Raw genomic sequence first — 23,123 nt, 5'->3', positions numbered from 1 at the left:
CATTTTTATCTTATATTCTATAAACTTTTTCGCATACTTCAATAATATTTCTTGTATCATATACTATTTTTTCACTTAATAATTCTTGATTATTTCTTATTTCATCATGACTTACTAGAACTACTACTAATTCTGTATCTGCTAAGAAATTATCTAAATTCATAACTTGACCTTCAAATTTCTTTTCTTTTATAAATGGATCATATACTTTAATTGTATCTATATTATACTTTTCAAATATATCTAATAATTGTAATGTTGGACTTTCTCTCATATCATCAACATTTTCTTTATATGTTAATCCATATAAACCAACCTTAGAATAATCCTTAATATTATTTTCCTTCATTATTTTATGTATTTTATCAAATACATATTGAGGCATTCCATCATTAACTTCTCTTGCCCCTAATACAACATTAACTATATCTGGATAATCCCCAACTAAGAACCATGGATCAACAGATATACAGTGTCCTCCAACTCCTGGTCCTGGAGTTAATATATTTACTCTTGGATGTTTATTAGCAATTCTTATAAGCTCATATACATCCATACCTTCTCTATCACACATCTTAGCTAATTCGTTAGCAAATGCTATATTAATATCTCTAAAAGTATTTTCTACAACCTTACTCATTTCAGCAGTCTTTATATCTGTAACAACAATTTCATTTTTACAGAAGCTTTCATACCAAGACTTAACTTCTTCTCCAACTTCTCTTGAGTCAGCTCCAATAGTTCTTGAATTATGTTCTAATTCATATACCATTTTTCCAGGTATTATTCTTTCTGGTGCATGAACTAAATGTATATCTTGTCCTATTTTAAATCCAAATTCCTCAATTATAGGTCTAACAAATCTATCAATAGTTCCTGGTGATATAGTTGATTCTATAACTAAAATTGTATTCGGTTCACAAATCTTAAGCACTTGCTTTGTTGCTGCAATTACATATTTAGCGTCTATCTTCTTTGAGTCTGCAATATAAGGTGTTGGTACTGTTATAATATATCTATTAGTTTTCTCATATTCAGTTTGGAACTTTATACCTCTATCTAGTGCAGAATTAAATACTTGTTCTAATCCTTCTTCTTCAAAAGTTAGCTCCCCTCTGTTTAATGTATTTACTAACTCTACATTTAAATCTGTTCCTACAACTTCAACTCCATTAGCTGCAAACATTAAACTTGTTGGTAAACCTATGTATCCTAGTCCTATAATATTTAACTTACCCATTTTATTTTCCCCCTCTAATAAATCTAAAATTTTCTTCTATTATTTCTAAGATTCTACTACAAGCCATACCATCTCCATATGGATTAGTCGCTTGTGCCATAACCTTATATGATTCTTCATTGTTAATTAACTCATTTGCTATAGTAGCTATATTTTCTCTATTAATTCCGGCTAGTCTAACAGTTCCAGCTTCTAAAGCCTCTGGTCTTTCTGTTTCAGTTCTCAATACTATAACTGGCTTTCCAAGTGCTGGAGCTTCTTCTTGAATCCCACCTGAATCAGTCATTATTAAGTAAACCTTAGCCATTAAGTTAGTAAACTCTACATATTCTAACGGTTCTATTAAGTGAACTCTCCCTGAATATTTATCAAAATACTCATGAGCCAACTTTCTAATCGATGGGTTTTTATGCATTGGAAATATTACTTCTACATTTTCATTACTATTAATTAATTCAATCATAGCTTTAAAAATATTTTCCATTGGCTTTCCCCAATTTTCTCTTCTATGAGTAGTAAGTAATATAACCTTTTTATTATCAAAGTCTATATTATTTAGTGTCTTATCCTCAAAGACATGATTTTCATTTACTACACTTAACAAGGCATCAATTACAGTATTACCAGTAACATATATTTTTTCAGAGTTAACTCCTTCTGAAAGCAAATTCTTTTCATTAGTTTTAGTTGGTGCAAAGTGTAAGTTAGTTATAACTCCAGTTAACTTTCTATTTGCTTCTTCTGGAAATGGTGAATAGATATCATAACTTCTTAATCCAGCCTCAACATGTCCAACAGCTACTTTATTATAAAAAGCTGCTAAAGCTCCATTTAAGGTAGTTGAAGTATCTCCATGAACTAAAACTATATGAGGATTACATTTCTTTATAACCTCATCAACACCCTTTAATACCTTATTAGAAATATCTATTATTGTTTGTCCATGAGACATAATATTTAAATCAAATTGAGGCTTTATATTGAATATTTTTAATACTGAATCTAGCATTTCCCTATGTTGCGCAGTAACACATACAATTGATTCAAATCTTTCATCTTTTTCTAACGCTTTAACAAGCGGAGCCATCTTTATAGCTTCTGGTCTTGTTCCAAATACACTCATAACTTTTATTTTTTCCATTTGTCCATATCCTCTCTTTTAGCTAGCATTTTTATCTCCAAACAGTACAAATACTGTTTTAAAAATTAACTTAATATCCCCCCAAAAACTTCTTTCCTCAACATATTTAATATCAAGTTTCATCCAATCTTCAAAATCTATATTATTTCTTCCTCTTACCTGCCAATAACAAGTCAATCCTGGCTTTACATCGTGTCTTCTATGCATCCAAAGTTCAAACTGAGCAACCTCTTTAGGTAGGCTTGGTCTTGGGCCTACAAGACTCATATCCCCTTTAAGAACATTCACAAGCTGAGGTATTTCATCTAATGAAGTTTTTCTTATAAACTTCCCAACCTTAGTAACTCTAGGATCATCCTTCATCTTAAACATAGGTCCCGACATTTCATTTTGAGCTTCAAGTTTTTTCTTTAACTCTTCAGCATTTATCACCATTGATCTAAACTTATACATTTTAAACTTCTTCTCATATCGACCTACACGCTCTTGAGAAAATATCACAGGTCCTTTAGATTCTAACTTTATTAAAACCATAATTATCAAAAGTATCGGACTTAATAAAACTAATCCACATAATGATCCTAATATGTCTATACTTCTCTTGGAAAATTCATACATTTTCCTTTCTTCTACTACAATCTTACTATCATCAATCCTACACTGTAGTTCCTCCATGACATAACACCCCTAACATAACTTTCTAAATAATTAAAAAAAATAATAAACCACTATAAAAATTAATAAAAATACTTTAAAAACCCCATAAAAAATTCCGGTATTCCCCCAAACACCGGAATTTTAAATTAATCAAACAAGCTTTATTTCCCATATATAGCTTATTTAAAATCCCTTTTCTTATCCTTTGTTTAAATACGTTACATATATGAAAACTTTCCCCTATAAAAACATCATACTCCGTCAAAGCTATTCCCAAACTTTCAACGAATCCACACCACTTATCTTAAGTATTCACTTCCCTAGATACAGGTCTTTTTCACAAGCAAAACTCTTGGCCTCGCCACAGGCGACACTTGGAGTCGCGCAGCGACCTTTGGACTTTTGCGCAAGCAAAACCATTCCCCTTTAACCTACACAAACTAATCTACCTCTGTCTAAAGGTAATCATCCTCGCCTGTCATATCCCCCAATACAACAGCTATATATATATTCGAACTTATTAAGCTTATTCTCCCCTCAACAAGCTATAAACTTATATAATCCTTCTCCTTACGAAGCAAACACTTCTTCGCCGAAGTCAAATTTCTCTATGACGTAGTCATATATTTCTCTGCCGAAGGCATATTTCTCTTACCAAAGATAACATTTCTCTTCGCGTCAGCGACTATTCGTTTCCATAATAGTAATAGTATTTATTCTTACTTTGTTCTACTCCATTAAGAACTGTTCCAATAATATTTCCATTAACCTTCTTTATTGCATTTATAGAATTCATAACAACATCTTTCTTTGTTGCACCAGCTTTTACAACTAAGATTGTCCCATCAACCTTAGTAGAAAGTACTTGTGAGTCCGTTACAGCTCCTACTGGTGGTGTATCCATTATTATGTAATCAAAGTGCTTTTTCATCTCTTCTAAGAAGATTGTCATAGCTCTTGATCCTAACATCTCTGATGGATTTGGTGGTACCTTCCCTGCTGGTACTACTGTTAAGCCTTCATTATATTGGATAGCTACATCTTCCATAGTTTTTTTATGTAATAATAAATCTGTTAATCCATAATTATTAGATATTCTAAATCTCTTATGTAACGAAGGTTTTCTCATATCACAATCTATTAAAAGAACCTTATTCTCTCCTTGAGCCATTGCAAGCGCTAAATTCCCTGCTGTTGTACTCTTACCTTCTGCTGGTTCTGAGCTTGTTACAACTATACTCTTATATTGTTTATCAAAAGAGCTATACTGTATATTTGTTCTAAGAGTTCTATAACTTTCAGCAGCTATAGACTTTGGTTTTTGGTCAACTACAAACATCTTTCTACCTCCAAAATGAGATTCTAAATCTATTATTTAGTTAATTAAATTTAAGTGAAAGTCAAAATTTCAATTTGGTAACTTAAACTTACACTTTATATGTACACCTACGAATTTATATGGGTAGGTGTTTCCTTATAAATCTTCTAAAGTAGGAATAACCCCAAGTACTGGTAATTCTAACTCTTTTTCTAATTGTTCTTTAGTTTTATAAGTGTTATCTAAATACTCAAGTAAGAATACTAAACCTACACTTACCATTAATCCTAAAAAGAATGCTATTGCTATATTCATCTTCTTATTTGGACTAACTGGTTTTTCTGGCATTTCAACAGCTTCTATAGTTCTAACATTACCATTAGGAACTAATTCCTTAGCTGTCTTTATAAAATTATTTGAAATTGCTTTAAGGACTATCTCTGCTTCCTTAGGATCCTTACTTTGATACTTTATTTGAAGTATTTGAGTATCAGCTACTGGAACTACTGTTAATGCACTTGATACAGCTCCAACCTCTAAGTCATAATTTGAATCCTTTATTGCACTTGTTAATAAGTCTCTAGTCTTTATTGTTTCAGAATAAGTTTTTAAAAGTTTTTGATACATTGCTATATCATTACTGTTATAAACTTCTTCTGAATTTTCTTCCTTACCTACAAAAAGCTTTGTGCTTGCCTCATAAACTGGATCAATTATAAAGAAGCTAAAAACTCCTGAGATAACTGTTGCTACTATGGTAATTAAAGCTATCATCTTCCAACGCTTCTTTAAAGCTTCAAAAATCTCTTCAATACTTATCACTTGTTCTTCCACTTAATTCACTCCTATCTAATATCTCTTCACCCCAGGTGAACATTTCTCTATCCGAAGGATATATTTCTCTTCAACACAGTTGAAGATTTATCTGCCAAAGGCAAATTTCTCTTCGCTTTAGCGACTAATCAATCTTCGGAATAATCCCTATACATGGAATCTCTAAATCTCTTTCTACTTCCTCTTTATCTGAATATGTACCATTCATAAATTCCTTTAAAAAGGTAACTCCTAATCCAATCATCATTCCAAGCAATGCTCCTATAGCAACATTCATTTTTTTATTAGGTCCTACAGGAATTTCTGGAACAATAGGCTGTTGAATTATATGAACATTTCCTTTTGGATAAAGCTTCTTAGATAACTTCATAAATTCTTCTGTTATCCCATAAACCATATCATATGCTTCTTCCCTACTATCACTTACATACTTTATTTGAAGTATTTGAGTATCTGCTATTGAAATAGCTTGAAGCTTGGACAATACTTCGTTTACTGATATATCTTGTCCAACATTACTTATTGACTTTCTAACTAAATCTTTAGTTTTAACTAATTCAGAATAAGTCTTTATAAGCCTTTGATACATATTAATCTCTTCATTAGTATAAGTTGTAGATACATTTTTAAATCTTTCTTTACCAATATAAACTTTAGTAGATGCTTCATACTCTGGTGGTATAAAGAAAAAAGTTATTATAGCTGATACTAAAGTTACTGATAAAGTGCTAATTAAAATTAATCTTAAGTTATTTTTTAAGCTCCTAAAAACATCTTCAAATTTTACTTCTTTCATACCTAACCCTTTATCATTTTTAATTTATAATTTTTAACTAATAAAAAATATAGTCGTATCGTTTTCCCACAGTGATTATAACAACTAAATTCTTTTTTGAAAACATTGCAATTCAACATCAAAAAACATATCTTTCCCTTTTAATTACATTTTTTATTTAATTGTTAGCATTTACATTTAATTTTAAGAAATAAAATTTTCGACATTTGCTGATTTTTAAACGTGAAAACATTTTATAAAACCTTAAAATGTAATATATATATCTATTGTCAATATTTTCTTAAAATATTTTGTCGTAATTTGTTTAACGATTTTTATTTTTTTATCTTTTTCACTGTTTTCTTTTGCCATTTTTTATATTTTAGCTTCTTTTTAATATTGTTATATTAAATTTTAAATTAAACTTCATTCTTTTACTTTATTTTCATTAAAAACTCAGTTCATAAAAAATTCAATATAACTTACATTATATTTTTAGTAATAATTAAAAAAGATGACTAAAATTAGAACTACTTAGCCATCTTTAATACCTCATTGTAATTAATCACTCTTAATATACTTTTTTTGAAAAGTATTCCACCTTTTTCCTCTGAGGCATAAAAAGAATTATCAGTTCCAATTTTAAATTCTGAAGTTTCCTCACTTTTTTTAATATTATATATTTTTGAGTTAAAAATATCTTTGCCTATTATATAATCTTTATTTTCTTTTAAAAATATACATCTATAAAGCTTTAACTTATTACCCATGCTCCTTATATTAAATCCTCCTTATATTTTTATAATTAAATCCTATATTATATATCGGCAACTTTTGATTTTCTTTTACTATTTTATATGTTTTTTGTCCTAATTTATAGTTTTTACGAAGATATTTCACGCTATTTTTTGATACTTTTGCGTAATGTATTGGGTATTTTTTAATCATATTATTTAATTTCATAATAATTCCTATTTAACTAACATAATTATATCAACACTCCATAATTTAGTAAATATATTTCTATTTTTTTCTACATATTTCTACATTAATTATTAATTTTATTTTAATTCAATTAATATATTTATATTATTACCATTTTATGTTATAATTATAATGAACATAAGTTCTTATCTTTGACTTTCGAAAGGAGTATTTTAAAATTTATGATCAAAACTAATAACATTTCTAAAACTACTATCTCATCTACAAAAAACTCTCACCTAAGAAACAATACAAATTTAACAGAAGCTTTGAAGCAAGCAAAAGAAAAAGACCAGGATGCAACACTTACATTAATAAATAAGTATTCTCCCCTGGTCGATAAATATAGTCGCATATATAAATTGAAGGATTATGAAAAATCTGATTTACAACAAGAAGGCAAAATAGCAATCATAAATGCTATAGACAAGTTTGACCTTTCTAAAAATCCAAATGTCTTTGATGGATATGTTATCAACTCTATAAGAAACAAATATGGCACCCTTGCCAGAACTCATATCAAAAGAAATACTGAATCAAGCCTTAACATACCTACTAATAATGAAGACTCTTCTGAAATAATCGATCTAATCCAAGATACTATTGACCTTGAAAAATCCTATATCACCTCTGAACAAATCTCTAGATTACAATTAGCCATTAATACATTATCTATAGAAGAGCTAGAATTAATAAACATAGCCTATATGAAAAAATCTAACTCTCTATTAAACTATTGCAAAGAAAATAACCTCACCTACCACACTTCTAGAATGAAATTAAAAAAGTCACTGAAGAAACTACGCTCACTTCTCCAATAACTTTTAATTCTTAACTGTTCTTATCTTCCTTTTCCAACAGGTAAATTCTCTTGGATATTATCATTAACTCCACCTGTACCTTGCTCTTTATTATCCTCTACTGGCTTTTGGTCATTTGGTTGAGATGTTACTCCTCCCGTTCCCTCTTCTACAGGTGGTACCACTTCAACTGGTGGAATAGGCTTAATATCTATTGGCTGTCTAACATATATAACAACACCTTGAATATTATAATTTCCAGTTTTATAAAGAATAGTATCATTTTCAAGATTGTATCCTCTATTATTCATTACATTATTATATATAATCTTTGCAGCAGCATTAACCTCAACACTTCCTGTATCAATCCTATTTATATTGTATCCTTCAAACAAAGTCCATAATGCAACTTGAGTAGCTAAGTAAGCTTCATCCTCATCATTTACCCCAAGCTCATCAACTCCTCTATTTGGATATCCATTAGATAATATTATATTTATATCATCAGTAGCAATTCCATAAGAACTAAACCTTTGTCCAACCGGATAATCCTTATCTAAATCAAGACAATACCCAATACCAGCAGCGGAAACTATCTTCTGCACATCAACCTTAAAATTATCATAATAAAACTCACCTATTATTCTATCCTCAGTATTTATAGTTAAACCTTTAGGCTCAACACTACAATTCTCATTAATAAGCGCAAAACTGCTTATTGATGTGCCTAATAAGATAAATGCTAATACTAAAATACTAACCTTAGAATATAGAACTTTAAAAGCTTTCATTTTCATCACCTCTGTCCAATTTTATCTTTTGCTTTTATGTCTGTATCTTAATAGTATTAGCATTTTCCAGATTAATATTTATATAAAAATACCTGCGACAAACTAAATTGCCGCAGGTAAACATTACTTTAAAAAATCCCCAGGAATTTTTTCTTTTCTTTTAGTATCGCTCCTATAAACTCTACCTCTTCGTTGTTTAACATAGCTTCTGATGATTCTTTAAATAGAACTATATCTTCTTTTTCTACAATATTTAAGAATTGACTTAAATCTGTATTTCTTCTTGTATCTCTATGTGCATCAGAACCTATAAAGTTATAAACTCTATTCATTAAATAAGCTTCAGCTGTTTTTTTTACATCTTTTCCAAACTCTCCAGTAATACTACCAGTGTTTAGTTGGAAAAGGCATCCTTCCTTTATTAGCTTATTTATTAATGAAGGCCTTTTTATAAATGGTCTATATCTTTCAGGATGAGCTATTATAGGGGTTATCCCTTTTAGCTGTAGCTCATATAAGTTGTCTATAACTTGGTCTAGATTAAATTCAAGCATTGGTAATTCAATTAACATGTATCTTGTCCCGTTAATTGTCCCAATAGAACCTCTATTATAATATTCAATTATTCTATCTGAATAATAAATCTCTTGTCCTTGATATATTTCAATTTCTACATTATTATCTTTAGCTAATACTCTAAGCTTTTCTACAGCTTCGGTAACTTCATTATATTCATAATCAAATCTACCTCTCATGAAATGAGGTGTCACAACAAGCTTTTTAGTTCCACCTTTTTCAGCCATCTTCAGCATACTGACGGCCATCTCTTCATCTTTCGCCCCATCATCAATTCTAGGTATAACATGCGAATGTATATCTATCATACTTTCTATATCCCTCTCTTTTTATCATTACATATTTATATATTTAATTTATATATTTATACGACCAAATCTAAATTTATGTTAATAAAATATTACTTCTTTCCATCATAAAAGCTTTAATATATTATACAAAAAATCTATAAATTTAACTATAGCATTTTTATGTACAAACTGTTACTAAATGTATTTATACATCAAACCTTTAAAATATAATTATCTATTTTTACAAGACAACCTGTTGAAAATATTTCTTCAAGCTCCTTACGAAAATTACTAAATTCAGTATCATCATAATTATCCTTATTATAAACAGTCTTACACTTAATAACTTTTAATTAGGTGCTATTAAACAAGCAGATATAAATTATTGATTTTCATAAACAACTCTAGATATCTCCTCTATTAGTTCTATTGCACTTTCTCCCCAGTCAACTAAATATTTATCATCAGCTTCACCATCTCCTTCATATGATGTATCTGATAACTCCCCTATATCCTTAGTTAATACCACTAAAATGTAAGGATTTTCATCATAAACTATTCCAATATCATGATAATATCTATAATATTCTCCTATTTTATGGGCAACATTCTCATAAGGAACATATTTAGCTATTCTATCATCATAAATTGTATTTTTCATATGTTCTATTATATCATCATAATACTCATTGCCATCTGGATTAGTATATAGTCTATATAATATTTCGAATTGTTGTTGAGCTGTAGTAATATTCCCTGGCGTTACTTTTTCACCTGTTACTTTTTCAATATAATCATCTGTTTTTATCTTACTAATTCTTCTAAGCATATTTTTAGCTATGTTATCTGATTCAGTAATAGATAATTCGATTATCTTGCTTATAGGCAATGGTTCAATCTCATCTTGTAAATATAAGACTCCACTACCTTCTTCATAATCTTCTTCTGTATAATCCACAAGTGTATCCATTGAAAATACACCTGATTGTACTTGGTCTGCAATATCCATTGCTGTAGCTACCTTTGTAGTTGATGCTGCTATAAACTCTTTATTCTCATTTAAAGTATATTTTTCATTAGTATTTAAATTATAATAATATATAGCTACATTATCTTTATAATCACCTAAGACTTCATCTATTCGCAAACCTAGATCACTATTAGAATCATATTCATCTCTTTTTCTTTCGGAGCCTTTATCTATTGATATATTTTTTTTATAATTATCAGAGCTACCTGCCCCTAAAGTCTCTTCCTTTAATATATCCTTTTTAATAAAAGCAATATAAATTACTAATACAAATACTATAAATATAGATATTATCCAAATCATCTTTTTATTTCTCATCATACGCACCCCTGTATATTTCAAAAAAAAACCTTCATGTGCACAACTTGTCCCAAAAACGTTATGCCACATGAAGGTTATATTATGTAGTTTTTACTCTGCAATAGCAACCGGTTGTATTACTTCTTTATTTATTCCAACAATCTTCATTATTTGCTCTGATCTTTCCTTAGTTGATCCTTTGATTACTGAGTATTTAACATTTTCAGCATCTAAGAATCCTAAGATAGCCTTGTCCACTGCTTGAGCAACTTCTTCATCTTGCCATCTTACTCCATCTTTCTTGTATCCAAACTCTCTTGGTACGAAGAATATGTAATCATATTGTGGTAAATCTCTTAAAGCTAAGCTGTATAAATCTTTTAATATTTCGATTTCTTTCTTAGTTCTAATCTTGTCTCCAAGCATTAATCTTCCGTATATGTATGGTACAAATGTAGCGTAGTCAGTTACTGCATAATCAAAGCTGTCTAAGCTCTTTTCTAAGTGTAATTGACCTAAGTATATTCCATATTGCTCAGAGATTGATTCAATCATTCCCTTTTCTCTTAAATAATCTGTGCTATATTCTGTAGCAACTCCTACATTTATATCTCTAATCTTTAAGTCTACATATAATTGTTGAATTAATGTTGTCTTCCCACATCTAGGTCCCCCTAGGATAGCAATTCTTACTGGCATTGGCAAATCCTCCAAATATTTATAATAAATTTCAAATGATTATTCGTAATAACAGGATTTAATTATAACAACAAAATTCGACTTTTTCAACCTTTGGACATAAGTAATAATTAGTAATTAGTTTTTCCTTCAGTCAAGACCCCATCATCAAGATATAGCACCCTTTTACTATAATTTGCAACATTGGTATCGTGAGTAATCATAATTATAGTGTTACCTATTTCATTCATTTTTTTAAATAATTGAAGTATTTCTTTTCCAGTATTTGAATCAAGTGCCCCTGTTGGTTCATCAGCTAGAAGCAATGCTGGCTTTGTTACAAGAGCACGAGCAATTGCTACTCTCTGTTGCTGTCCCCCTGACAATTCATTGGGCTTATGATTCATTCTATCTCCTAATCCAATACTTTCGAGAATTTCCCTTGCTTTTTCTGTAGCTTCTCTACGGGACATTCCTCTAATTAACAAAGGCATCATAACATTTTGAATAACTGTATATTGTGGTATTAGGTGATATTTTTGAAATATAAACCCGATATTTTCATTACGTACTTTTCCTAGTTCATCATCACCACACTTGTGTATTTGTATATCTTCAAGAAAGTATTCCCCATCATCACTATTATCCATACAACCTATAATATTCATAAGTGTAGATTTTCCGGAACCTGATGCTCCAAGTATTGCGATAAACTCTCCCTTTTCTACAGTTAAGTTTATATCCTTAAGAACATGAAGTGAATTTTCTCCTACTTTATAAGACTTATTTATATTTTCTAATTTTATTATAGTTTCCATAACCTTATTCCACTATATCAACAGATTGAACTATTGGAGCTTCTTTTGTTCCTTTTGCAAATACCTTTATTATTGAGTTTGTTTTTATTGCAGATAATTTACTATCACTTCCAGATCTCATATCAAATATATTTGCACCTGTTGGAATTGTAATTTTTATAGTCTCACCTGTATATTCTAATTCTAACTTTTCATTATCTCCTGGATCTCCAAGTTGAAATACCTCTCCACCTTCTGATGGATCTATACTTATTGAATCTTGGCTAATTGCTTCACCACTACCCTCTGTCAGTGATTGACTACCTTCAGGTATAGAACCTGAATCTCCCCCTATTGATTCCTGAAACTGAACACCCTCTGGTAACTTTGAACCATTTCCACTTACGTCTTGATCCTTTGCTAATTCTATTTCTATTTCATTTCCTACTATCTTCTTAACTTTTCCAAGATATGTTCTTTCCTCAGACCCCTCATTTCCCTTGTTTTCATCTTGTGAATTATTAACCTCTGACGTATTGTTATCTTCGCTACTATTTTCAGGAGTATCATTTGATGAACACCCTACCATTGCCATTATTGCTAATATACTTAATCCTAAAGCTAAGTATTTTTTCATTTTCATAATTATTACTTCCTTTCAACATTTATATTTAATATTTTTTGTTATTCATAACTTAACGCTTCTATTGGTTTTAAATTTGCCGCTTTATAAGCTGGATATATTCCAAATAATGTACCTGTTGCAACTGCAAATATTAACGCCATAACTTTCCCACTAACTGAAGGTGTTACTGGTATATTTGTATATTTCATAAGCGGCATAATATAAACGCTTAATAATATTCCTACTACACCACCAAAACCACTTATAATTACTGACTCTAAAAGAAACTGTATCATTATATCCTTTTTAGAGCTTCCTAAGGCTTTTAATATTCCAATTTCCTTTGTACGCTCTTTTACTGATACAAATAAAACATTCATAATACCTATGCCTCCAACTATAAATACTATAGTTGCAACTGACATAAGTAATAACTTCATAGTTTTGGCTGATTTTGTAGCTGCCTCTATTCTACTTCCTGCATCCTCTAGCTTATATACACTACCATCCTCAAGAACATAATTTATTGTGTCTTTGATTTCGGCCATTGCTCTTTTAACTAAAGATAACTTACTTGCAAGAGCAACAATCTGAGGCATTGTATTATTATCAAATACATACTGAGATGCTGTGCTAAATGGAATAAATATAGTTTCATCGGGACTTAATCCCTGCATTCCGTCTCCTCTTCTTTCCAATACTCCCTTTATAATATAAGTTCTATTATTTATTTTTATAGTACTTCCAATTGCGTCCTCTGGCTTCATAAAGTATTTCTTAGCTAGTCCATCTCCTATAACAGCTGCATTGGTATAATCCTCAACATCAATATCACTTATATTCTCTCCATAAACAACATCTAAATTGGATACTTTTGAATATTCTTCGGTTACTCCTGCTATTGCCATCTGCTCTTTTACTCCATTAATGACAGATTCTTTATAGGCACTACCCCTTATATCTATAGCTGATAAAGTTGTACTTTCATCCATTATCTGATTCATAATATCAACTGTAAGCTTTGGTATACTTTCGTTATTATTAAAACTACTTATTGAATAATCAGGGTTTACATAAATAGTTTCTGCACTTAGTCCACTAAACTGAGCCATAACTTCATCTTCTCCCCCCTGACCGATTGCAATTACTAATACAATAGTTACTGCACCTACAATTATTCCAAGGGAGGTAAGAAGAACTTTGAATTTATTTTGAATTATGTTTATAAATACAATTCGTAGTGTTTCAGAGAATCTCATACTTATCCTCCAACTACGACAGTGTCGCCTTCTTTTAATCCGCTTAATATTTCACTATTTCTACCATCTGAGAATCCAGTTTGTATAGTAACTTCCCTTAAAGTTCCATCTTCATTTTTTACATTTACAACTTGATTTCCATCTTTAAGTTTTATAGCTTTATTTGAAAGTATAAGTACATCTTTTACTTCCTTTAATATAAACTGAGCATTTGTAGTCATTCCCTCAAGAAGTCCATAGTCCTTTCCTTCTACATCAACTATTACCTTGTATGTAGTAGAATTCCCCTCTGAGTTTGGCTTTAAGTTTACATAGCTTACTTTCCCAGGAATTTTTTCATCTTGAAGGGCAGCTACTTCTAAAGTTACAATTTGATCTTTTTGTATATTATTAATATCATTTTGAGATACAACTATTTCTGCAAATACCTTATCTGAATTTCCAATTACAACAATAGGTATATCAGGTGATGTTATAGAATTTGCTGTACCTCCTAAAGACATTACTACTCCACTTACCTTTGCATAAAGTACAGGCGATTCTCTTAATTCATATAATTTATTAATTTCTGTATTTAGTCTATATACTTCTAATTCCGCTAACTCAACTGCATCCTTAGAGTATTCTGGTGCCTTTTTAGCTTGTTCAAGCTCCATATTAGCCCTTTTTAATGAGCCATAAAGTTCATTTATTTTCTTTTGTATCTCTTCCACTGATAAACTTACTAGCTTATCTCCTTCAGATACTCTCTGTCCTTCTTTAACATAAATCTCATCAATAGTTACACTTTGACTAAAATTATGGTCAACACTTTCAAACTTTATTATCCCAGCTCCATTAGTTCCTGCTGTAATATTACCTCTTGTTACCTCATATTCTCGCGGTCTGTTTATTTCCTCTTCTAGATTTTTGTCATCTACATTTTTAATAGTAAAATATCCTGCTGTAATTGCTAATATCGCAATTAAAAATATAATCGTTAAAGACTTCTTTTTCTTAAATACCAACTTCCTAATCTCTCCTCCCATTAGTTTTGTTAGTTCCTCTTTTCTTTAATGTTGTTTATATACCCATAATACAAATATCAGAGTTAAATAACGGTTAACTGTATACATAAACTTTAAATTACAGAGTAATTTATGATAGTTAATCACAACAATAAGAATATTGATATTATAAAAATTTTATTTAGTGTTACTTAAACTACAAAATAAATTAATAACACTATTTTAAATAGTAAAAAAACTGCTAGTTATTATAACTAACAGTTTTACCTATATAAGCCCTTTTATTATTATACAATTTAACATTTAATCTAATCCAAACTTAAATCTTTATCATTGGTAAAGTTATCTCAAATATACTTCCTCCACTCTCATTAGGTGTATAGTTTACACCCCCTCCATGACGACTAATGATATCCTTAGTAATAGCGAGCCCTAATCCTGCACCACCTATTTTACGAGAACGAGATGTATCTACACGATAAAAAGGTTCAAATATTTCTTTTTCCTTACCTTTTTCAATACCAACACCTGTATCTTTGATTGTTATTATACACTTTTTATCAACTTCTTCAGTAATTATATCTATACTTCCATTTTTATTATTATACTTTACTGCATTTTGAATTATATTAGAAATTGCGTGATTTAGCATAACACTATTTCCTTTAACGGATAAACTCTTACCATAAGTATTAATACTTAAACTCTTATCCTCAATTTCCTTTGCTAAATCCTTTATAATATCATTAATTATAATATTCATATCTACAGTATCATTAAAATGGTAATCCTTTTGTTCTGACATAGTAAATAAATTATTTACCAAACTAATCATTCTCTCTGTTTGTTTTTTAAATATAGCCACTGTGTACTTATAATCCTCTTCACTAGGATTTTCATCTATTTCAAGTACATCTAAGCTATTTTTTAGTACTGCTAATGGTGTCTTTAATTCATGAGCTGCATCTGATGAAAAACGCTTTTTACTTTCAAATGCTCTATCCAACCTATCTAGCATACTATTAAAAGATTTTTGAAGCTCTCCAAGTTCCTCACAGCTATTGAATCCAGATACTCTGTCAGATAGTTGATACTCATTTATTATCTCTATCTGTTTACTAAATTTCTTTACTGGGTTTAACATTTTACCTAATATAAAATATATTAATATAGAGCCAACAAAAATTATAATTATCATATATAAGACAGCATTATATTTAAAATTATACGATAACCTACTCATATTTATACTTTCTTTGTATCTGACCTCCTCATTAATTGAATCATTAATTGGTTTATCACCAAGTTTATAAGTAGGTTCATTATTATCTTTAAGGTTTATACTATTAACCGTAGGTAAGAAAATAATATTTGCATTATGTACAGAAGTAATAGTTAATATCGTTGAAATTAAAATAATTATTATAGTTACAACAAATGTAATTTTAAATCTTAATGATAACCTATTAATCATTTTTCACTCTCACCTTCGTTAATGGTGTATCCTACACCTCGTACATTTAAAATAATTTCTTCTTTACAATGTTGATTTAACTTTTTTCTTAAATTACTTAAGTGAACCTTTATAACGTTAGAAAACATACTCTCATCATTATCCCAAATATGCTCTATAAGCTCTTCTGCACTAATAACTCTTCCTCTATTTATTATTAGATACTCCAATATTGCAAATTCTTTTGGTCTGATATCTATATTTTCATTATTTTCACCATAAACAGTTCTTTTTGCCATATCTATAATGATATTTTCATATTTTAATTTAGTACTTTGTTGGGTAAAACTTCTTCGCAATAAATTTCTAATTCTTGCATTTAACTCACCAAAATCAAAAGGTTTCACTAAATAGTCATCTGCTCCTTTATCTAGTCCTTCTATTCTTTGCTCATAATTAGATCTAGCTGATAATATTAGTATCTTACAATCTTGATTCTCTTCTCGTATTTTTGAAAGTATCTCAAGTCCATCCATAGATGGTAAATTCAAATCAAGTATGATTAAATCATACTCATTCATATAAAATAAATCTAACCCATCTCTTCCATCAGTAGCTGTATCTACAGCATATCCAACCTTTCTAAGCCCTCTAGATAAAGTATTAATTAAGTCCTCTTCATCCTCTATTAATAATAATCTCATAATTATTTCCTTCCATAAACTTTAATTCATCTATATATTATATAATATTGATAGTTAAAATTTAGTTAAATCAACTGTCTACCCAATCATCATATGTTACTAAGTTTCCTTTTCTCACTTCAGTTAATCTATATGTTAATAGCTAAAATTATTATTCAACACAATCATTAAATTATGCTTTTTCTAAATTTTTAAGTTTTTATAGTAATATAAAAAAACGCATGACTTACTTGTCATACGGTTCATCATTACTTTTTAGTGCATATGAGTATGATAGATTCCGTCCAATAAATCCATTAAATTTATTTTCATTCATCTATTTAACGTCCTAAACTAATACAAATATACTAACCACAATTTATTATTTATTAATATTAAAATTTTTATTTTATTATACGCAAAAAAGGTTGTAGTTTAAACTACAACCTATAACAATCTAAAATTATCTTCTATTTTGTTCTTTTTTAGCTCTTCTACAAGCTAAACATCTTGTTGGTTCGTTTGTAAATCCTTTTTCTTTGTAGAATTCTTGCTCTCCTACTGAAAATACGAATTCACTTCCACAATCTCTACATACTAATGTCTTATCCATAAATATTCCTCCTGAAATTAAAGATTCTAAATTGATATAATAATCTCTAATTTTTGAGAAACTATTTACCTAAATGAAACTTTTTATTTTTTGTTAGCAACTTTGCTACTTACTTAGTATAACATAGTATTTATTAAATTGCAACCCTTAATAACTTACTATTTCATTTATCATATTATAATTTAAAATTTCATATTATTAATTAAATTATTTATAATTGGAGGGTTATTTTGAATTTTGATGGTATTATTATTGGTTTAATTTCTTTCCTTATAATAGGCCTATTTCATCCTATAGTAATAAAAGGTGAATATTACTTTTCTAAAAGGATTTGGCCAATCTTCTTAGTAGTAGGAATTGTCTTTCTTGCATTATCACTCTATGTTGATAATTCTATATTTACTGCTTCCTTAGGGGTAATAGGCTTTAGCTGTCTTTGGAGTATAAAAGAGATATTTGAACAAGAAGAGAGGGTTAAGAAAGGTTGGTATCCTAAGAAACCAAGATAAAAATCTCAATCCATTTATAGAAAAATAACTATAATAATAATAATAATAATAATAATAATAAGGAACTGTATTTAAACAGTTCCTTATTATTTTGCTATATTACTTAGCTACATTATTTTGTTATATCACTTTATTATTTTAGTTTCAGCAACCTTAGCTATCCAACCTGCTGATTTCTTTTTCTTTCTCTTATATCCATCGCCAAGGTCAACAGAAACAAATCCATATCTATTCTTAAATGCATTCATCCAAGACCAGTTATCTATTGCTCCCCAATAATGATATCCAACACAGTTTGCTCCATCTTCAATAGCTTTTGCTACCCACTCAAGATGTTCACGAACGAACTCTATTCTATAGTCATCTTGGATTACTCCATTTTCATCAGCATATTTAATTTCGCCTTCAACACCCATACCATTTTCTGATATGAAGAATTCTAAACCTGGACACTCATCTTTAATCTTCATTCCGAAGTCATAGATTCCTTTAGGATATATCTCCCATCCTCTATAAACATTCATCTTTCTTTCTGGCCAGATGTATGGATCAGAAAATATTGGGTTTCCTTCATCATCAAACTTCTTAGCTGGAGCTTGTACTCTCGCTGGTTGATAATAATTAAATCCTAACCAGTCAACCTTACCTAAAGCTATTATTTCCTTATCTCCAGGTCTTATATATGGAGCTATTCCATACTCTTCTAATGTATCAAGTACATCCTGTGGTAGTTTTCCATTACTTACAACATCAAGCCACCATCTGTTGTGTAATCCATCTTCCATTCTAACCGCTTCTAAATCCTCTGGTGATGGATTTTCCTTAGTATATGGAGGCGCAAAACAATTTATTAATCCAATTCTTGCTCCTTCACATAATTCTCCTGCTTTTTGAGCTAATCTAAACTCATTAACAGCTAAACAGTGAGCTAAGGTAATATGATATTGAACTGTCATAGCTCTCTTTTCATCTCTTATATATGGATACCATAAAGCTTGGTGGAATGTACACATTGGCTCAACTATTGGCTCATTAAATGTAAACCAATGCTTAACCTTAGACCCAAATTCCTTAAAAGCTTTTCTAGCATAATTAGCATAAGCTTCTACAACATCTCTACTTTCCCATCCCCCTCTATCATAAAGATAAACTGGCATATCAAAATGATAAAGATTAATAAAAATATCTAATCCATTTTCTAAAGCACAATCTATTACTTTATGGTAGAATTCTGCTCCCTCAGGATTTATACTTCCATCCTTATCTAAAAGACGAGACCATTGTATTGATGTTCTAAAAGAATTAAAGTTTAAAGACTTTAACATCTTTATATCATCTTCATATTTGTTATAAAAATCATTTCCTACATAACTTCCTACATTATTATGGAACTTGTTAATTTCTAAATCAGAATATCTGTCCCAGAAGTTTGGTAACTTTCCACCTTTATTGTGAGACCCCTCAGTTTGTGGACCAGACATTGCTGCTCCAAAGAAAAAGTCTTTTGGTAACCTACAATCTGTCATAAATACTTCCCTCCATCTAAAAGTACTAGATAACTTATCTCTAATTATACCTTTATACTATAATAAATATACCCGCATGTAAACATTTGCAGATGTGTTTTCATTTTTTGAAAATATAAAAGCTCATATATAATATTTATCAACTCATATATAAGTCAAATCTAAAAAACTCTTCATATATAAATAGGGTTTTATTTAGTCTTCAATTAACTAAATAAAACCCTATACTATGGTGATCTTGTAATAATAGCTTAACACCTAAACTTTTCTAACAATTTTTAAACCTACTGTAAAAGTTAATAAATATCTACTCAATAAATATTAAAACTTTAAAATATCGGGGTGACATGTAAGAGATGGGTTATACTTATTTCTACTATGTAATATGCTATTAACTACTAAAATATAAAATTATAATTTAGTAAATCTACATTTTTATCGTTTGTTTATTATAGCCATGTCTTATTTTAAATTTCTAACATATTAAGTTTTAAAGCTTAACTTTTTAAGATTTAAATGATTGGGGTCGAAGGGGAATCTTCGATATTGAAATGATCTAAATATTAAGCATATTATTAAGTGTATTCTCTTTTGTATATTATCAATTTATCTGTAGTTAAATTTATAATAAAGAAGATTAAATTTAATTAGATATAAACAATTACTCCGACTTAACATCATCTATGTTGTTATAATCTTCTATAATTCAATTTTACGCCATTAAAGTAATTTTTTCAACATATTCACACTAATTTTACTATTTTTTTCATTTTATTACTGTGTTTACGTAAACATTTAAAATTTTCTTAATTTTTAAGCATATAATTTGTCATCTTTATATTTTACCTTCTTCTCCCCTTGCTTATTATCTTAATTGATAATAACTCTTTATTTAATATTTACTGTAATAAAGTAAAAAGGAGAATCTTCTATAGAAACTCCTTATTTAACCCAATATATTTAAATTATTTTTATTCTAAAAAGCTACTTACCGCTTCTTCAAGCGCATCTGCAAGTTGTTGTAAAACTTTTATTGATGGATTTGTTCTCATCCTTTCAATATCAGATAAATATGTATTAGATATACCAGCTTTCTTAGCTAACTCTTTTTGCGTGATTTTACGTTCCTCTCTACTCAACTTAATCTTCTCTCCTATTTTCACTTTTTCACCCCCTTATACAATTTTACGTTAATTAAGTATTTTTTCAATATATTCGACACATTTTTACTATTTTAGCGTATTTACTCTATTCGGTTTACTTCTATATCCTTTTATCTTATAATTTAATAGTAAAACAATACGTAAATAACGTATTATAACGAGGTGCATATATGGATTTAGGAACGAAGTTACAACAGTTTAGAAAATCTAATGGATTAAGTCTAAGAGAATTATCATCATTAACTAATTTATCCATATCATTTCTTAGTGATATTGAGCATAATAGAAGTTATCCTTCTATTCTTACTTTAAAAGTAATATCTGAAAAATTAAGTGTCCCAATATCCATTTTATTAGATGATGAACCATATTCTCCTGATTATAAATCATTGAACTTATCAGATATTTTATTATTATTAGATGATTTTTCTTCTTGGAAAAACGAAGATAAGCTAGAGCTTTTTTATTATTTAAAAGCTAAGAATACACTGAGAGAAATTGATAAAAATACTGATTAATAATTTAAAGATATTAATCTTATTTATATTTTAATCTTTAATTTTATTAAATTAATTCTGATACTTTTTTAAACAATAATATAAGGAGCATCTATTAAAAGATACTCCTTTTTTATATGTTTACTATTCGTATATATCCGAAAACTCTATTTTTATTTTTTCTAATCTATTATAATATATTTTATCTAATACATTATTAACACGTTCTTCTATAGTCTTAGGTAGTCTTACCACAAATTCACTACCTTTACCTAAGCTACTCTTTACACTAATAAATCCCTTATGCATTTCAACTAAGTGCTTAGTTAGCTTTAGTCCTATACCTAATCCTTCACAGCTTTTAACAAGTCTATCTTCTACATTATAAAATTCATTAAATATATTTTCTAAATCCTTCTCTTTTATTCCTATTCCTGTATCTTTAACTGAAATTCCAACAAAATCGCCTTCTACTATTATGCTTACAATTACTATTCCATCTTTATGATTAAACTTTATTGCATTAGAAATCAAATTTAGTAAAACTCTTTCTAATTTGACTTTATCAAAACTTATGATCAACTCTTCTATTTCTGTATCAAATATTATAGTTATATTTTTGAACTTCTTATAGTTGTTTATATCATTGCATACAGATTCTACACATTCTACAATATCGTAATTATCAGGACTGTACTCAATATTTCCAGCTTGTAATCCGGTTAAATCTATAAAATTGTTAGATATTTTTAAAATTCTTAAAGTGTTTAATTTTATTCTATGTATATCCCTTATAAAGCAATCTTTACAATCTCCTAATCCACAATATTCACATCTATTTTCTAACAGCTGTATAGATGACATAATCATATTTATTGGTGTCCTAAATTCATGCCTTATATTAGAGAAAAAACCCTCCTTTAATTTGTCTAACTCTTCAGCATGAGATATCTTTCTTATTCTACCTAATATACCATCTATATTTCCATCTTCATCGAAGGTTGGGTACTTTTCAATATTAACAGTATATTTAACCCCGTCTAAATATATTGTTTGAGTATATTGCAACGGTTTCTTTTTTTCTATTACTTCGCTATCCTTAATTCTGGCAACATTAACATATGGTTTTAATACATCTAATTCCTCATACGTTTTACCGTATATTTCTTCCTTCGGTTTCCCAATAAAATCTTTTGCATAACTTTCATTACAATAAATATTTCTTCCCATTAAGTCTCTATAAAATATATAATCAGGTACTCTATCTAGAAGTAATTCCAAAGTGTCTTTTGTATATTGACTTCTCACTAAAACCTCTCCTTTATATATTCCCCCTAAAAAAAGACTGTAAAATACAGTCTTAAACCAATCCCCAATTTAATGTCAATTACCAAATAATTTTGTAAATATTTGTTGACCTTCTAACAATATACCATTTTTTTCTATATGTCTATAAGTTTGTCCCAAAAATATACCAAAACTTTTCGACATATATTTACTTATTATTCTCATATTTTAAGATTTACTTTGAAGTTGTTATAAGGAAGTTTTTATTTTTATTACAACAAAAAAGGTTG

At 28.9% G+C, this 23,123-nt stretch carries 24 protein-coding genes; 3 read left to right on the top strand and 21 right to left on the bottom strand.

Annotated features, from left to right (window positions below):
* Positions 1-10: 10 nt before the first annotated feature.
* The 7 genes from H8S20_RS07420 to H8S20_RS07390 all read right to left on the bottom strand — a co-directional run bounded on the left by H8S20_RS07420 (position 11) and on the right by H8S20_RS07390 (position 6,735).
* Positions 11-1,240: a nucleotide sugar dehydrogenase gene (locus tag H8S20_RS07420; RefSeq protein ID WP_186859685.1), complete on the bottom strand. Its 1,230-nt coding sequence runs from the start codon at positions 1,238-1,240 to the stop codon at positions 11-13.
* A 1-nt stretch (position 1,241) separates the two neighbouring features.
* Complete coding sequence (wecB, locus tag H8S20_RS07415) at positions 1,242-2,381, bottom strand: non-hydrolyzing UDP-N-acetylglucosamine 2-epimerase (RefSeq protein ID WP_186859684.1); 1,140 nt, start codon at positions 2,379-2,381, stop codon at positions 1,242-1,244.
* An 18-nt stretch (positions 2,382-2,399) separates the two neighbouring features.
* Positions 2,400-3,056, bottom strand: coding sequence for a sugar transferase (locus H8S20_RS07410; protein WP_186859683.1), 657 nt, complete (start codon positions 3,054-3,056; stop codon positions 2,400-2,402).
* Positions 3,057-3,723: 667 nt separating this feature from the next.
* Positions 3,724-4,377, bottom strand: a complete 654-nt coding sequence (locus H8S20_RS07405; RefSeq protein ID WP_032120173.1) for a CpsD/CapB family tyrosine-protein kinase — start codon at positions 4,375-4,377, stop codon at positions 3,724-3,726.
* 135 nt (positions 4,378-4,512) lie between these two features.
* On the bottom strand, positions 4,513-5,190 hold the full coding sequence (locus tag H8S20_RS07400) for a YveK family protein (protein ID WP_186859682.1): 678 nt from the start codon (positions 5,188-5,190) through the stop codon (positions 4,513-4,515).
* Between the two features lie 124 nt (positions 5,191-5,314).
* Positions 5,315-5,986 carry a YveK family protein gene (locus tag H8S20_RS07395; RefSeq protein ID WP_186859681.1) on the bottom strand — a complete coding sequence of 224 codons (672 nt, stop codon included), beginning with the start codon at positions 5,984-5,986 and terminating at the stop codon, positions 5,315-5,317.
* Positions 5,987-6,495: 509 nt separating this feature from the next.
* Positions 6,496-6,735 carry a hypothetical protein gene (locus H8S20_RS07390; protein ID WP_186859680.1) on the bottom strand — a complete coding sequence of 80 codons (240 nt, stop codon included), beginning with the start codon at positions 6,733-6,735 and terminating at the stop codon, positions 6,496-6,498.
* Positions 6,736-7,131: 396 nt separating this feature from the next.
* Between H8S20_RS07390 and H8S20_RS07385 the strand changes: the two genes are divergently transcribed.
* A complete protein-coding gene (locus H8S20_RS07385; RefSeq protein ID WP_186859679.1) occupies positions 7,132-7,770 on the top strand; it encodes a sigma-70 family RNA polymerase sigma factor in 639 nt (212 codons plus the stop codon).
* 20 nt (positions 7,771-7,790) lie between these two features.
* Here H8S20_RS07385 and H8S20_RS07380 read toward each other — a convergent pair whose 3' ends face one another.
* The 11 genes from H8S20_RS07380 to H8S20_RS07330 form a co-directional block, all read right to left on the bottom strand.
* Positions 7,791-8,540, bottom strand: a complete 750-nt coding sequence (locus H8S20_RS07380; protein ID WP_186859678.1) for a thioester domain-containing protein — start codon at positions 8,538-8,540, stop codon at positions 7,791-7,793.
* 128 nt (positions 8,541-8,668) lie between these two features.
* Positions 8,669-9,424 (bottom strand): tyrosine-protein phosphatase, encoded by a 756-nt coding sequence (locus H8S20_RS07375; protein WP_186859677.1) that lies wholly within the window; start codon positions 9,422-9,424, stop codon positions 8,669-8,671.
* A gap of 364 nt (positions 9,425-9,788) precedes the next feature.
* A complete protein-coding gene (locus H8S20_RS07370) occupies positions 9,789-10,754 on the bottom strand; it encodes a serine hydrolase (protein WP_186859676.1) in 966 nt (321 codons plus the stop codon).
* 93 nt (positions 10,755-10,847) lie between these two features.
* Positions 10,848-11,435, bottom strand: a complete 588-nt coding sequence (locus H8S20_RS07365) for an ATP/GTP-binding protein (RefSeq protein ID WP_186859675.1) — start codon at positions 11,433-11,435, stop codon at positions 10,848-10,850.
* Positions 11,436-11,545: 110 nt separating this feature from the next.
* Positions 11,546-12,232 carry an ABC transporter ATP-binding protein gene (locus tag H8S20_RS07360; RefSeq protein ID WP_186859674.1) on the bottom strand — a complete coding sequence of 229 codons (687 nt, stop codon included), beginning with the start codon at positions 12,230-12,232 and terminating at the stop codon, positions 11,546-11,548.
* A gap of 4 nt (positions 12,233-12,236) precedes the next feature.
* Positions 12,237-12,854, bottom strand: coding sequence for a hypothetical protein (locus tag H8S20_RS07355; RefSeq protein WP_186859673.1), 618 nt, complete (start codon positions 12,852-12,854; stop codon positions 12,237-12,239).
* Between the two features lie 41 nt (positions 12,855-12,895).
* Positions 12,896-14,095, bottom strand: a complete 1,200-nt coding sequence (locus H8S20_RS07350; RefSeq protein WP_186859672.1) for an ABC transporter permease — start codon at positions 14,093-14,095, stop codon at positions 12,896-12,898.
* Positions 14,096-14,097: 2 nt separating this feature from the next.
* Positions 14,098-15,102, bottom strand: a complete 1,005-nt coding sequence (locus H8S20_RS07345) for an efflux RND transporter periplasmic adaptor subunit (protein WP_207725276.1) — start codon at positions 15,100-15,102, stop codon at positions 14,098-14,100.
* A 319-nt stretch (positions 15,103-15,421) separates the two neighbouring features.
* A complete protein-coding gene (locus tag H8S20_RS07340; RefSeq protein ID WP_186859670.1) occupies positions 15,422-16,576 on the bottom strand; it encodes a HAMP domain-containing sensor histidine kinase in 1,155 nt (384 codons plus the stop codon).
* Positions 16,573-17,259: a response regulator transcription factor gene (locus H8S20_RS07335; RefSeq protein WP_186859669.1), complete on the bottom strand. Its 687-nt coding sequence runs from the start codon at positions 17,257-17,259 to the stop codon at positions 16,573-16,575. Before H8S20_RS07335 ends, H8S20_RS07340 begins: the two co-directional genes overlap by 4 nt.
* Positions 17,260-17,701: 442 nt before the next feature.
* Positions 17,702-17,851, bottom strand: a complete 150-nt coding sequence (locus H8S20_RS07330) for a zinc-ribbon domain-containing protein (protein WP_032120189.1) — start codon at positions 17,849-17,851, stop codon at positions 17,702-17,704.
* A 230-nt stretch (positions 17,852-18,081) separates the two neighbouring features.
* Between H8S20_RS07330 and H8S20_RS07325 the strand changes: the two genes are divergently transcribed.
* The gene (locus H8S20_RS07325) at positions 18,082-18,360 is read left to right on the top strand and encodes a DUF4491 family protein (RefSeq protein WP_032120190.1); all 279 of its coding nucleotides are present in this window, start codon (positions 18,082-18,084) and stop codon (positions 18,358-18,360) included.
* A gap of 125 nt (positions 18,361-18,485) precedes the next feature.
* On the opposite strand, the gene H8S20_RS07320 is transcribed toward H8S20_RS07325, so the two are convergent.
* A complete protein-coding gene (locus tag H8S20_RS07320) occupies positions 18,486-19,886 on the bottom strand; it encodes a glycoside hydrolase family 1 protein (protein WP_032120191.1) in 1,401 nt (466 codons plus the stop codon).
* 971 nt (positions 19,887-20,857) lie between these two features.
* Positions 20,858-21,049 (bottom strand): helix-turn-helix domain-containing protein, encoded by a 192-nt coding sequence (locus tag H8S20_RS07315; RefSeq protein WP_032120192.1) that lies wholly within the window; start codon positions 21,047-21,049, stop codon positions 20,858-20,860.
* 170 nt (positions 21,050-21,219) lie between these two features.
* On the opposite strand from H8S20_RS07315, the gene H8S20_RS07310 reads away from it, so the two are divergent.
* Positions 21,220-21,567, top strand: a complete 348-nt coding sequence (locus H8S20_RS07310) for a helix-turn-helix domain-containing protein (protein ID WP_032120193.1) — start codon at positions 21,220-21,222, stop codon at positions 21,565-21,567.
* A gap of 123 nt (positions 21,568-21,690) precedes the next feature.
* Here H8S20_RS07310 and H8S20_RS07305 read toward each other — a convergent pair whose 3' ends face one another.
* The gene (locus H8S20_RS07305; RefSeq protein WP_186859668.1) at positions 21,691-22,854 is read right to left on the bottom strand and encodes a sensor histidine kinase; all 1,164 of its coding nucleotides are present in this window, start codon (positions 22,852-22,854) and stop codon (positions 21,691-21,693) included.
* Positions 22,855-23,123: the final 269 nt, after the last annotated feature.

Source organism: Clostridium hominis (assembly GCF_014287825.1).
Taxonomy (GTDB): Bacteria; Bacillota; Clostridia; order Clostridiales; family Clostridiaceae; genus Clostridium; species Clostridium hominis.
Note: the sequence above shows the minus strand (reverse complement) of the source record. Positions and strands in the feature narration are given on the sequence as shown.

Coding starts and splice junctions, on each gene's coding strand:
- H8S20_RS07420 (WP_186859685.1), bottom strand. CDS start 1,240: ATGGGTAAGTTAAATATTATAGGACTAGGATACATAGGTTTACCAACA.
- wecB (WP_186859684.1), bottom strand. CDS start 2,381: ATGGAAAAAATAAAAGTTATGAGTGTATTTGGAACAAGACCAGAAGCT.
- H8S20_RS07410 (WP_186859683.1), bottom strand. CDS start 3,056: ATGGAGGAACTACAGTGTAGGATTGATGATAGTAAGATTGTAGTAGAA.
- H8S20_RS07405 (WP_032120173.1), bottom strand. CDS start 4,377: ATGTTTGTAGTTGACCAAAAACCAAAGTCTATAGCTGCTGAAAGTTAT.
- H8S20_RS07395 (WP_186859681.1), bottom strand. CDS start 5,986: ATGAAAGAAGTAAAATTTGAAGATGTTTTTAGGAGCTTAAAAAATAAC.
- H8S20_RS07390 (WP_186859680.1), bottom strand. CDS start 6,735: ATGGGTAATAAGTTAAAGCTTTATAGATGTATATTTTTAAAAGAAAAT.
- H8S20_RS07385 (WP_186859679.1), top strand. CDS start 7,132: ATGATCAAAACTAATAACATTTCTAAAACTACTATCTCATCTACAAAA.
- H8S20_RS07380 (WP_186859678.1), bottom strand. CDS start 8,540: ATGAAAGCTTTTAAAGTTCTATATTCTAAGGTTAGTATTTTAGTATTA.
- H8S20_RS07375 (WP_186859677.1), bottom strand. CDS start 9,424: ATGATAGATATACATTCGCATGTTATACCTAGAATTGATGATGGGGCG.
- H8S20_RS07370 (WP_186859676.1), bottom strand. CDS start 10,754: ATGAGAAATAAAAAGATGATTTGGATAATATCTATATTTATAGTATTT.
- H8S20_RS07365 (WP_186859675.1), bottom strand. CDS start 11,435: ATGCCAGTAAGAATTGCTATCCTAGGGGGACCTAGATGTGGGAAGACA.
- H8S20_RS07360 (WP_186859674.1), bottom strand. CDS start 12,232: ATGGAAACTATAATAAAATTAGAAAATATAAATAAGTCTTATAAAGTA.
- H8S20_RS07355 (WP_186859673.1), bottom strand. CDS start 12,854: ATGAAAATGAAAAAATACTTAGCTTTAGGATTAAGTATATTAGCAATA.
- H8S20_RS07350 (WP_186859672.1), bottom strand. CDS start 14,095: ATGAGATTCTCTGAAACACTACGAATTGTATTTATAAACATAATTCAA.
- H8S20_RS07340 (WP_186859670.1), bottom strand. CDS start 16,576: ATGATTAATAGGTTATCATTAAGATTTAAAATTACATTTGTTGTAACT.
- H8S20_RS07335 (WP_186859669.1), bottom strand. CDS start 17,259: ATGAGATTATTATTAATAGAGGATGAAGAGGACTTAATTAATACTTTA.
- H8S20_RS07330 (WP_032120189.1), bottom strand. CDS start 17,851: ATGGATAAGACATTAGTATGTAGAGATTGTGGAAGTGAATTCGTATTT.
- H8S20_RS07320 (WP_032120191.1), bottom strand. CDS start 19,886: ATGACAGATTGTAGGTTACCAAAAGACTTTTTCTTTGGAGCAGCAATG.
- H8S20_RS07310 (WP_032120193.1), top strand. CDS start 21,220: ATGGATTTAGGAACGAAGTTACAACAGTTTAGAAAATCTAATGGATTA.